We start from the raw sequence: 12533 nt of genomic DNA on the forward strand, positions 1-12533 counted from the left end.
TTTATTTAGGATCCAGTCCCATTTCCTTCATATCTTGATATCTATCGCCAGTTCTAGCATGAGCTCTACCACTTGATGCTCCACCTATTGCTATTACTATTTCATCATCAAAAGGGGCATCGTGTATAGTAAATTCATGTGTAAGATAATAGGGTCTTAGACCTGAGTCTGTTTTATGCATCATCGGAATTGACATTTTAGAACCAGCAGGACTTCTTGTGTTCGTGAAACTTAAATAAGATGTTCCACCAACAGCATCTCTAAATTTATTACCAAACCTTAAAGTATGGATAAATGCAGAGGCATGTTCAATTTCACCATTAAGTCCGACAGTTCCAGCCTTACCATAAGCTAAAATTTTTTCAGGAGAGCCCATTTCTTTTATTAATTCAGAGACTAGAATAGTACCTAATTTAGGAGCTAAATCTAAAATGATTGGTTTTAAATCTTCAACAAAACCTTTTCCATGCCATGGATTTTTAAATACAGCAGCAACCGAAACTAGTAAAACAGGTTCTTTGGCTTCTTTACCACCTTCAATAAAAGTTTTATCAACAAATTTTGCAAATTTTCTTAATTCAAGTTTCATTAGCTAGCCTTTTCTATATTTGAATTATCTAAATTAATTTTTGGTATTACTTCATCATTAAACAGTTTTATACTTCTCATGCAAGCATCATGCTCTATACCAGGAAAGTTAGACCATACTTGCAAGTTTTGTAAATTTAATTCAGATTTTAATTCATTTATTTTATTAACCACATATTCAGGTGTTCCAAATAATAAATTTCTTTTATGTAAAAAATCATAATTAAGTAAATCCAACTTATGTTTTGTTTCAGGTAACTCCTCATCTGGATTCATATGATTTCCCAATCCTCTCCAATGACAAACCCATTTCATATAATTAATAATATGTTCACCAGCCATTTTTTCTGCTTCTTCCATAGTTTCTGCTACAAACATATCTCTAACTAAAGATACACCCTCTCCTAATAGAACATCTCTATTTTCTGCTTTAGATTTTGCATCTCTATAAATCTCAAATCTTTTCTTTAAAGCTTTAACAGTAGGTATCCACATTATAGTGTTTAATCCATTTTGTGCTGCCCATTCAATTGATCTCGCTCCATCAACTACTTGCCATATAGGAGGGTGTGGTTGTTGCATTGGTTTTGGAACAACGCTAATTTTTTTTATTTCACTTGTTTTGGTATCTAAAAATTTATCACTAGGTGGACTCATATCATGTTGCCAGGTAAAACCAGGAGTAGGGTAGGTATAAAACTCACCTTGATGACTAAAAAATTCTTTAGTCCATGCTTTTTTCATCACTGTTAAAGTTTCATCAAATAATCTAAAATTTTTTGCTTGATCTTTTAAGTCAGCCTCTTTGTTCATATTGATGGCTTCTCTTCCATAAATTCCTCTTCCAATACCAACGTCAACTCTCCCTCCAGACAGTTGATCTAGTAAAGCTATGTCTTCTGCAAGACGTATGGGGTTATGAAAAGTAATTACATTACAGGCTTGACCTATTCTGATTTGTTTTGTTCTAGCGGCAGCGTCTACTCCCATCATTAAAGGGTTAGTACAAGATTCCATTCCTTCATGGTTAAAGTGATGCTCTGTATACCAAATAGAGTCCCAATTATTTTCATCACAGTAAGTAGTGATTTCTTGGGTTTCATTTAATAGTTGATTGTATGGTTTATGATTCCAATTAGTAGTGTTACAAAAATATCCAAATTTCACTCAAACCTCCTTAAATAGTTAAATTTAAAGACGACTGATCCCACTTTCGTAGCTACTTTAGTACCTTTTAAACCCAGTATAACGACGAGTTATGTATCGCTTATAAGATGAGGTTAAATTAACTAGACAAAATAATCAATATATTTAATCTTAGAATATAATTATATTCATGAAATCAAAGAAAATAGACCCCAAATTTAAACAGTATCAAAACCCCAAGATAGGGTTAGTTGCTCTTGCAAGCGACTATATGATTGAAAAAGATTTTATTAAAATAATTAAGGATAAAAAAATTGATTTTTTTGTTAATAGAATTGAGTGTTTTAATCCCCTAACAAGAGAAAATCTAATTAAAATGTCTGAAAAAGTAACAGAAGTAACAAGTGACATTCTTCCTGGTGAAAAAATTGATTGCGTTGCCTACGGGTGCACCTCAGGTACTATTGCTGCAGGCTATGACTCTATTGAAAAAAAAATAAAGAAAGCAAAACCAGAAGCTATAGTTACGACACCAAGCACATCATCAATCAAAGCACTGAAAAAACTAAAAGTTAATAAAGTTGCGATTTTTACACCTTATTCCAAAAAGTTAAACGATGAAGTTTTAGATTTTTTTAAAAAAGAAAATTTTGAAATTACAGCAAACTCCTACTTTGGTATAGAGTCTGACATTGATATAGGAAAAATTGATCCTAGCTATCTATATGAAATTCTCTCAAAAATGGATTTAAATGGAGCTGATGCTTTATTTATTTCATGCACAGCTTTACCTGCTTTATCAATAATTGAGATGCTTGAAAAAAAACTAAATATAGCTGTACTTTCAAGCAACCAGACTTTAATTTGGGATACATTGAACTCAATTAATAATGAGGAGAACACCAGTGGTTTTGGAAAAATATTTAAAATTAACTAAATGAATTTTACTAAAGAAGAATATAAAACAAGACTAAAGAAAGTTCAAAGCTTAATGCAAGAAAAAGGTATAGAGTTATTAATCTCTAGCGATACTGCAAATATGAACTATTTAACTGGTTATGATGCTTGGTCGTTTTATTACGCTCAAGCTGTAATTGTTCATGTAAATGTTGATGAACCATTATGCTGGGTTAGAAAACAAGACTCAGGTGGTGCTTATATAAAAACTTATTTAAAAAATAAAAATATTTTAGTTTATGATGAAAAATATATTCATACTTGGCCACTTCACCCTTACGATAATCTTGTAGAAATTATAAAAGAGAAAAAGTGGGATAAACTTACTATAGGGCTAGAAATGGATAGTCATTTTTTTACAGCTTATTGTTATGAAAAAATGAAACAAGGATTGCCAAATGCCAAGTTAAAAGATTCTGAAAGACTAGTTAATTGGGCTCGTGTTGTTAAATCTAATGCTGAGATAGAACTTATGAAATCTGCTGCAATAATTTCCCAAAAAGGAATGAAAACAGCAATTGATGTAATAAATCCAGGTGTCAGGCAGTGTGATGCTGTTGGTGAAATTCAAAAAGCATTATTTTATGGGACCCCAGAATTTGGAGGGGAATATTCCAGTATTGCAACGCTACTTCCAACAGGAAAAGGTACTTCGGCATCACATCTAACAGCAACACAAGATAAGTTTGTTGAGGGTGAGGCTACAATTATTGAACTTTCAGGGGTATATCAAAGATATCATTGTCCAATGGCCAGAACAGTTTTACTTGGTAAGCCTGATCAAAAGAAAATTGATACTATGAATAAAACTAACGAGGCTCTTCAAGCTGGAATTGATGCTGCAAAACCTGGGCAAACAGCAGACGATGTTGCTCAAGCTTTTTGGAAAATTTTAGATAAATATGGAATAGAAAAGACTTCTAGAACTGGTTATTCAATAGGAATTGGCTATCCACCTGATTGGGGTGAGCATACCCTTAATATATCTAAGGGTGATATGACTATTTTAGAACCAAATGTTACTTTTCACATGATTGCAGTAATGCAATTTGGAGAGTGGGGTGTTGAGGCGTCAGAAGCAATAAGAATTACTGACAATGGTTGTGAATTATTTTGTAATTTTTCTAGAGATTTGCATATAAAATAAGAGGTGAATATGAACCAGAAATTTGAGGTAATAGATAATTTCCTGGATGAAGATAGTTTTTTAGAGTTAAAACAATTTATTACTACCCCTAGATGTGATTGGCGGTTTATAAGCGCTGTAACCTTTAAAGGTGATAGAGGTAACGCCAAAGATGGCTATTTTATTCATAGTTTTAAGGATTGTAACCCAACAACATTAGAGGACCGATTTCCTGTAAGTCCTCATTATCAAAAATTAGATAAATTGATGCATAAAATTACTCAAAAAGTAGACTATAAGAACATACTTAGGGTTAGGTCATCATTGTACCCAAGAAGAGACACTCAAAGTCCCAATCCTTCTCACATTGATTACGAGTTTCCACACAAGGTATGTCTTTTTTATGTAAATACCAATAACGGGTACACACTTTTTGAAGAAGAGGTGAAAAAAATTCCATCAGTTGAAAATCGACTATTAATATTTGATGGCTTGCAAAGGCATTCAAGTGTAGTTCAAACAGATACTCCAGCAAGATTTATTATCAATATAAACGTTGTGTAAATAGGATTAATTTTTCATTTCATAAAAAAAACTTGATAAACAAGTAAACAAATGTTTTAAATTGACTTTAAAATATGACAAAAAATAAAGAATTTGTAAAATTTGATAATGTAGACAAAAGCTATGACGGCAAAATTTTAGTCGTTAAAGGATTGAATCTAGATATCGAGGAAGGTGAGTTTGTAACTATGTTGGGACCCTCTGGTTCTGGCAAAACAACTTGTCTCATGATGCTTGCTGGTTTTGAAACGCCAACTCATGGAGAAATTTATTTAGACGGTAAAGTGATTTCAAATATTCCACCTCACAAAAGAGGAATAGGAATGGTATTCCAAAATTATGCTTTATTTCCACACATGACCGTTTATGAAAATTTAGCCTTTCCATTAAGAGTGAGAAAAATTCCAAAAGATGAAGCGGACAAAAAAATTGATAAGGCTTTATCAATGGTTTCACTACACGGTTTTGAGGCAAGAATGCCTATGCAATTATCTGGGGGACAACAACAACGTGTTGCTGTTGCAAGATCATTAGTTTTTGATCCACAAGTAGTACTTATGGATGAGCCACTTGGAGCGTTAGATAAAAATTTAAGAGAGAGTATGCAATATGAAATTAAACATATTCATGAAAGTATTGGTGTAACGGTTGTTTATGTAACACACGATCAAACTGAAGCATTAACAATGTCAAATAGAATTGCAGTTTTCAATGATGGTAAAGTTCAACAGTTATCAAGCCCTGATGAATTATATGAAAAACCAGTTAATTCTTTTGTTGCAGAGTTTATTGGGGAAAATAATAAATTTTTAGGACAGGTTGCAGATATTTCAGGTGACAAATGTAAAGTTAAATTAGAAGATGGTACAGAAATTTTAGCAAATCCAGTTGCTGTAAAAACAAAAGGTGATAAAACTAAAGTTTCACTAAGACCTGAGAGAGCAATTATAGATCCTACAGATAAAATGGATAATAATCATAAAGGTAAAATTGAAGAAATTATTTATCATGGTGATCACACAAGACTTAGAGTTGATTTACTAGGGAATAAAGATTTTATCCTAAAAGTGCCAAATAGTACTGCAAGACTAGATCTTAAAAAGGGTAATGTTCTAGATATAGGCTGGAACAGTGTTGACTGTAGAGCTTTAGATCCTAAATAAATAATTAAAATTTCCTTAAAAAATAAAGGCAAAATAGACATAATTGGCTGTTGACTAAACGGATCTATATTGTTTTACTTTCACTTTATAAATTAATAAACGTTAACGTTAAATAGGAGAGAAAATGAAGAAATTAAGTAAATTATTACTTGCTCTATCTTTTGTACTTTCTATCACAACTTCAGCTTTTGCAGTTACTGTAGCTTCTTGGGGTGGTGCTTATACAGAAAGTCAAAAATTAGGGTATGGTGATCCTACAGCTGCTAAATTAGGTATAGCTGTAAACTGGGTAGATTACACAGGTGGATTATCAGAGATTAAAGCTCAAAAAGAAGCTGGTGCAATTACATGGGATATTATCGATGTATATGCAAAAGACACTATCATTGGATGTGACGAAGGAATTTTTGTTGAATTCGATTTTGACAAAGACTTTGCACCTGCTCCAGATGGAACTCCTGCAAGTGAAGATTTCTTTACTGGCATGCCTTCTAAATGTGCAGTTGGAAACATCTTGTACTCTTGGAACTATGCTTACAATGATGCAACTATCGGTGCAAAAAAACCGTCTTCACTAAAAGACTTTTTTAACACTAATAAGTTTCCAGGAAAAAGAGCAATTTACAAAGGTGCAATGTCTAACTTAGAGATTGCTATCACTGCAGACGGTGTAAACCCTGGTAAAGGTTCTAATTTAACTTACAAAAAACTTGAAGCTGACGGTGGAATTGACAGAGCAATGAAAAAGCTTAAAAAACTTTGTACAGATCCAAAAGGTGGATGTGTATTCTGGAATGCTGGAGCTCAACCGCCTGAATTACTTGCTAATGGTGAAGTGGTAATGGCAACTGGTTGGAATGGAAGATTCTTTAACGCGCAAATGGAAGGAACTCCTCTTGTACAAGTATGGGACGGACAAATTCTTGACTATGAATACTTTGCAATGGTTAAAGGTGGACCTAATGATGCTAACGGTAAAGCTATGAAAGTACTTAGAGAAATGACAAGTACTGAAGGTTTAGCTGGAAGTGCTAAGTACATTGCTTACGCTCCTTGGAGAAAATCTTCAATTGCTATCATAGATGCTGGAGAGCCATGGTACAAAGATGGTAAAACAAGCATGGTACAACACATGCCTACAGCACCTGTTAACACAAAAAAATATATCCTAATGAATCCTGATTTCTGGGCAGATAACCAAGATGAAATCAACGAGAAATGGGAAGCAATGAAAGCTGGACTATAATTTAGTATTATAGATTAAGTTTTTATTATAAAATACTAGGGCGGTTACATAATAACCGCCCTTTTTTTTTGAGAGTTTTAAAATATGAGTACAGAACAAATATTATCATCAGACGGTTTACCTTTAGAGGTAAGTTTAAGGAAAGCTGAGAGAAAAAATAAATTAAAAGCATTATTTCTTGTAGGGCCATTATTTCTATTTCTTATAATTACATATGTTTTTCCAATAGGTGACATGTTATTTAGAAGTATTGATGATCGTAAGATCACTAAAATGCTCCCAAATACCTTTACAGCGATTGAAAAGTGGGATGGCAAAAACCTTCCAGAAGAGCCAGTATATGCTGCTCTTTATGAGGATTTATCATATTTAAAAAAGACCAAAACTTACGGCAAGATCATAGCAAGACTAAATTATGAAAAAGGTGGATTTAGTAGCTTAATAAAAAAAACAGTTAGAAAACTTGGAAAATTTGAAGATGGAAATTATAAAGAACAATTTATAAATGTTCATAAAAGGTGGGGTCAACCTGAATATTTAGTTGCTTTAAAGAATGCTGCACCAAATTGGACTTATGCTAAATATCTAAAAGGTGTGGATTTAAAATTTGACCAAAATGGAGATATAGTACAGCAACCAGAGGACAGAAGAATTCATAAGATACTATGGTTAAGAACTCTCAAAGTTGCTTTTTGGGTAACTATATTCTGTTTCGTGCTTGCTTATCCAATTTCATACTTATTAGCTACATTACCCATGAAATATAGTAATTTACTGATGATATGTGTACTACTTCCATTCTGGACATCACTGTTAGTTAGAACTTCAAGTTGGATGGTTTTACTTCAACAGCAAGGCCCAATTAATGATTTAATTGTAATGCTTGGGCTTGCAGCAAACGATAATAGGCCAGAACTAATGTACAATGTAATTGGAACCTTTGTTGCGATGACTCAAATCTTATTACCTTTTATGGTATTGCCACTTTACAGTGTAATGAAAACAATATCTCCAAGCTTAATGAGAGCCGGAAAATCTTTAGGTGGAACACCATTTGTGGCATTTAGAAAAATTTACTTTCCATTAACAGTTCCAGGAATTGGTGCTGGATCCTTGTTAGTTTTTATTTTAGCAATAGGTTATTATATAACTCCTGCATTAGTAGGTGGTGCTAGTGGATCTTTAATTAGTAATACGATTGCTTATCATATGAAAAGTTCTTTAGATTGGTCATTTGCTGCTGCATTGGGCACAATGTTGTTGGTTGGTGTATTAACCATTTACTGGATTTATAATAAATTAGTAGGAATAGATAATATTAAACTAGGATAAATTATGTCATTACCAAGTTATACAGCATGGAATTATAGAATATGGCACTACACATATTTAACTATTTGTGGATTAGTGTTTTTCTTTTTAATTGCTCCGCTATTTATAATTCTACCACTTTCATTTAATGCTGAGCAATACATTCACTTTTCAGCAAAAATGTTAGCACTTGATCCAGAAGGTTTTTCTTTAAGATGGTATGAGGACATGATTTATGGAACTAAAAACCCATGGGGACTTGCTGCAAAAAATAGTATTATTATTGCTTTCTTTGCAACAATTGGTTCAACAATTCTTGGAACAGTTGCAGCATTAGGTTTAAGTAGTAGACACATGCCTTACAAAGCAGCATTCATGGCTTTATTAATTTCACCAATGATTGTTCCTTTAATTATTTCAGGCACAGCAATTTTTTTCTTTATGGCAAAAGTAGGTTTAGCTGCAACACATACAGGAATAGTTTTAGCACATATTATTTTAGGAACACCGTTTGTTGTTATTACAGTTACTGCAACATTAACAGGTTTTGATCATAGTGTTACAAGAGCTGCAGCTAGCTTAGGTAGTAATCCAGTTAATACTTTTATGAAAATAACATTGCCTTTAATTTTACCGGGAGTTATTTCTGGGGCACTATTTGCTTTTGTAACTTCATTTGATGAAGTTGTAGTTGTATTATTTTTAGCAGGACTTGAAACCACTACTATTCCAATTCAAATGTGGGTTGGGCTAAGGGAACAATTAAGTCCGACAATAATGGCTGTGGCAACTTGTTTGATTATAATGTCCACATTAATTCTAGTTAGTGCAGAACTTTTAAGAAGAAGGTCTGAAAGACTAAGAGGAATTAATAGGTAATTCATTTACTAAGTTCATTTTTTTTATTATAAATAGTTCTTCAATTTTTAAATCTTATGGAAATTAAAAAAGTAGTAGTTATTGGTTCAGGAACTATGGGCAGCGGAATTGCAGCACATTTATGCAATGCAAATATTCCAGTAACTTTATTAGATTTAAAAACTGAAATAAGCGAGCAAGCACGAGATAAAATTCACAAATCAAGACCTCCACTTCTGTTAGATAAGTCAAAAATAAACAACATTAAAGTAGGAAATATTTTAGATAATTTTGATGAAGTTAAAGAGGCTGACTGGGTGGTAGAAGCTGTCGTTGAAAGAATAGATATCAAACATGAAATCTATAAAAAGATATTTAAGGAAAGAAAAAAGGGTGCAATCGTTTCTTCAAACACATCATCTATACCTATTAAAGTCTTATCTGAACATTTATCAGAAGAAGAAAAAAAAGATTTTTGTATTACTCACTTTTTTAACCCAGTTAGATACATGGGGTTATTAGAGATAGTTAAAAATGAAAATAATGATTTAGATAAAATAAATGCTTTAAAAAATTTTTGTGAAATAGAACTTGGAAAAGGTGCAATTATTTGTAATGACACTCCAGGTTTTTTAGGAAATAGAATAGGTGTTTTTGCAATGCAAGTTGCAATGACTGAGGCTTTTAAGATGAAACTAACCATAGAAGAAGCCGATGCAATTTTTGGAAGACCAATGGGTATACCAAAAACAGGCGTGTTTGGTCTTTATGATTTAATTGGCATTGATTTAATGGCCGATGTATTAAAAAGTTTTATTAAAGAATTACCAGAAAATGACCCTTTTCAAGTGGTTGCAAAAGAAATTCCTTTAGTAAAAAAATTAATTGAAACTGGATATACTGGAAGGAAAGGTAAGGGAGGCTTTTACAGAGTTAATAAAATAGACGAAGTAAAAGTTATGGAAGCAATTAATCTTGAAACTGGAGAGTATTCAGCAAGTAAAAAGATTAATATTAAATCAGATAAATTAGATCTTAAAAAATTGATTTCAAGAGAAGATAAGTACGGTGAGTATGCATGGTCGGTTATTTCAAAAATTATTAAATATGCATCATCATTAGTTCCAGGTATTACCAATGATTTTAATGATATTGATGAAGCAATGAGATTGGGTTTTAACTGGACTAAAGGTCCATTTGAAATGTTAGAAGAAATTGGAATAGAAACTTTTTTTGGTAAGATCGATGATTTTAAAGGAAATTCTTTTCTAGAAAGCTTAGCTGAGACAAAAAATCAGGATTTTTATGGATCTAGACAAAAGTATACTGAAATTGAAACACTTGGAAAAGCCAAGAAGACTGCATCAAGTGTAGATGGAAATAATTCGGCACAGATATATAGATTTAATGATTATAATATTGTTGAGTTTACAACTAAAGCAAATGCTTTGGATTATGATTCAATGGATGCTTTAAAAAAAGCTACAGATAAACCGTTGATTATAATAAATGAAAGTATGCAATTTTCCGCAGGTGTAAACTTGAGTTACACGATGGATTTTGCAAATAAAAATGATTTTAAATCTATAGAAAAATTTATTAGATATTTCCAAGAAACTTGTAAAAATCTTAAATATTCTGATTACCCAGTTATATCCGCGCCATCAGGATTAACTTTAGGAGGTGGGTTTGAGGTTATGGTTCAAAGTAATTTTGTAGTTTCGCACACAAATATTGTAGTCGGATTAGTTGAAACGATAGTTGGATTAATACCAGCTGGTGGAGGATGCAAAGAAATGTTAGCGAGATGGCTTGATACAGATAAGGCTAAAAAAGACCCTCATTATGCTCCATTAAAAGTATTTGATATTATTGGTTACGGAAGAACTGCAACTTCACCTGTTGAAGCAGAACCTATGAAGTATTTAAAAACTGAAGATAAAAAGATAATGAATAGAAATAGTTTACTTGAAGTTTCTAAAAAAATCTTAGAAAATAATAGAGAATTTAAAGCTCCATTAGAAACAGAATTTAACCTACCAGGAAAAGAAGTTTTAATTGAAATGAATAAAATTATAGAAAAGCTTTACAATGAAAAAATAATTCGTGATCATGGTGTTACAGTTGCGAAAGAATTAGCCCATGTATTGAGTGGAGGAGACACAACTATTGATAAAATTTTATCAGAAGATGATTTATTTAAACTAGAATTAGATGCTTTCATGAGACTAATTGAAACAAAAAAAACTCAAGATCGTATTAAACACACACTAGCAACAGGAAAACCTTTAATTAACTAATATCTTTCGTCTTCTTCTTTCTTTATCTCATTTTCTAGTATTACTTCTTTCTTTTCTTCTATTACTTCTTCTTTTTTAAATTCTATTATCTTTTCACTTTCTTCTTTTTCTTTAATTAATTGATCATTAAATTTTTTTATCAACTCTTCCTCTTTTGCTATTTGCTCTTTATCAAATTTCCTTTCCCACTCTTTTATTCTCTCTTCTTCATCTTTGACTCTTTTCTCTTCGAGAATTCTGGCTTGAATTATTTTTTGTTCCCTTAGATTTTCTAATTTTATTTCTTCTTCTTTTAATTGCAATTCTTCCTCTATTTTTCTTTGATTGAGGTCATTTAGTCTCGATTCTTTAAGTTCTTCTATTTCTAATTGATCTTTTAGTCTGAGTTGTTTTTCTTTTTCTCTTAACTCGTCAGCTTCTTTTAATATTTTTATTTCTTTTTCTCTTAATCTTTCAACTTCAATTTTTTTTATATTTTGCTCTATTTCTTCAAGTTTTTGTTTTTGATAATTTAATTTATGTTCTTCTTCGTTTAATTTTTGCGCATCTTTTTTTTGTTTTTCAATCTCAATATTCTTTAATCTTTCTTCCTCATCTTTTATATTCTGTTTAGCTTTACGGGCATTTTGTCTCTCAAGAGCTATCAATTTATCATTTTCAATTTTGGCCCTTTGTTGTTCTTGTCTTATTCTTTGCTTTTCAAAAAAATCTAATCTTAGTTTTTCTTCTTTTAATTTTAAATTATCTTGTCTTGTTTTTTCTTCTTCTTCATCTCTTAGTTTTTGCTCTTCGGCTTTGATTCTTTGAGCTTCAAGTTTAATCTTTTTTGTTTCAATTTGCTGTTGTTGTTTTATAATTTTTACTTTTAGTTTTTCTTGTGCCTCTATTTTTTGTTTTTCTTCTTTTATTAGATTTAATTCATTTTGTTTAATTAACTTTATTTCTTCATTTTTTTGTTTTTCTTGTTCTAACTTTTCTTTTTTTAATTCTTTAATTTTTTCTTCTTTTAATAATTTGATTCTATTTAATTCCTTTAGTTTAATATTTTTTTTGAAATCTTTAAATTTTTCAGTTAAAGAAAATGATTTGATTTTTTTAAACTTATTTAAGTTTATTTTTTTAAGAATTTTTAATGAGCTTTTAAGCAAACTCTTACTGTCTGTATTTATTTTCTTAAGCTTTTTCTCAAGCTGATTTTTCATAAATACATTTTGATTGATTTTACTTCATACAAAAAGCTTTATAGTGTCTATATTGGGTACAACCTGTAATTT

General features: G+C 31.3%; 11 protein-coding genes. 8 read left to right on the plus strand and 3 right to left on the minus strand.

The features are described from left to right. Position 1: 1 nt before the first annotated feature. Positions 2 to 589 carry an amino acid synthesis family protein gene (locus tag ABXT39_RS01350; protein ID WP_168607293.1) on the minus strand — a complete coding sequence of 196 codons (588 nt, stop codon included), beginning with the start codon at positions 587 to 589 and terminating at the stop codon, positions 2 to 4. Then, positions 589 to 1755 carry an LLM class flavin-dependent oxidoreductase gene (locus ABXT39_RS01355; RefSeq protein WP_415295436.1) on the minus strand — a complete coding sequence of 389 codons (1167 nt, stop codon included), beginning with the start codon at positions 1753 to 1755 and terminating at the stop codon, positions 589 to 591. Before ABXT39_RS01355 ends, ABXT39_RS01350 begins: the two co-directional genes overlap by 1 nt. Before the next feature lie 169 nt (positions 1756 to 1924). Between ABXT39_RS01355 and ABXT39_RS01360 the strand changes: the two genes are divergently transcribed. The 8 genes from ABXT39_RS01360 (at position 1925) to ABXT39_RS01395 (ending at position 11259) form a co-directional block, all read left to right on the plus strand. Continuing rightward, the gene (locus ABXT39_RS01360) at positions 1925 to 2671 is read left to right on the plus strand and encodes a racemase (RefSeq protein WP_415295438.1); all 747 of its coding nucleotides are present in this window, start codon (positions 1925 to 1927) and stop codon (positions 2669 to 2671) included. Continuing rightward, positions 2672 to 3838: a M24 family metallopeptidase gene (locus ABXT39_RS01365; protein ID WP_415295440.1), complete on the plus strand. Its 1167-nt coding sequence runs from the start codon at positions 2672 to 2674 to the stop codon at positions 3836 to 3838. It begins immediately after the preceding gene. A 9-nt stretch (positions 3839 to 3847) separates the two neighbouring features. Beyond that, positions 3848 to 4381: a hypothetical protein gene (locus tag ABXT39_RS01370; RefSeq protein WP_415295441.1), complete on the plus strand. Its 534-nt coding sequence runs from the start codon at positions 3848 to 3850 to the stop codon at positions 4379 to 4381. 74 nt (positions 4382 to 4455) lie between these two features. Then, positions 4456 to 5544: an ABC transporter ATP-binding protein gene (locus ABXT39_RS01375; RefSeq protein ID WP_415295443.1), complete on the plus strand. Its 1089-nt coding sequence runs from the start codon at positions 4456 to 4458 to the stop codon at positions 5542 to 5544. A 124-nt stretch (positions 5545 to 5668) separates the two neighbouring features. After that, entirely contained in the window at positions 5669 to 6790 is a 1122-nt protein-coding gene (locus ABXT39_RS01380; protein ID WP_415295444.1) for an extracellular solute-binding protein, read from the plus strand. Positions 6791 to 6874: 84 nt separating this feature from the next. Then, entirely contained in the window at positions 6875 to 8122 is a 1248-nt protein-coding gene (locus ABXT39_RS01385; protein ID WP_415295446.1) for an ABC transporter permease, read from the plus strand. 3 nt (positions 8123 to 8125) lie between these two features. Further along, the gene (locus tag ABXT39_RS01390; RefSeq protein WP_415295448.1) at positions 8126 to 8980 is read left to right on the plus strand and encodes an ABC transporter permease; all 855 of its coding nucleotides are present in this window, start codon (positions 8126 to 8128) and stop codon (positions 8978 to 8980) included. Between the two features lie 56 nt (positions 8981 to 9036). Continuing rightward, positions 9037 to 11259, plus strand: coding sequence for a 3-hydroxyacyl-CoA dehydrogenase NAD-binding domain-containing protein (locus tag ABXT39_RS01395; RefSeq protein ID WP_415295449.1), 2223 nt, complete (start codon positions 9037 to 9039; stop codon positions 11257 to 11259). Here ABXT39_RS01395 and ABXT39_RS01400 read toward each other — a convergent pair. Next, positions 11256 to 12461 carry a primosomal protein gene (locus tag ABXT39_RS01400; RefSeq protein WP_415295451.1) on the minus strand — a complete coding sequence of 402 codons (1206 nt, stop codon included), beginning with the start codon at positions 12459 to 12461 and terminating at the stop codon, positions 11256 to 11258. The genes ABXT39_RS01395 and ABXT39_RS01400 overlap by 4 nt on opposite strands. Positions 12462 to 12533 lie beyond the last annotated feature (72 nt).

Origin of the sequence: Candidatus Pelagibacter sp. Uisw_113 (assembly GCF_047717815.1) — a bacterium.
GTDB lineage: Bacteria > Pseudomonadota > Alphaproteobacteria > Pelagibacterales > Pelagibacteraceae > Pelagibacter.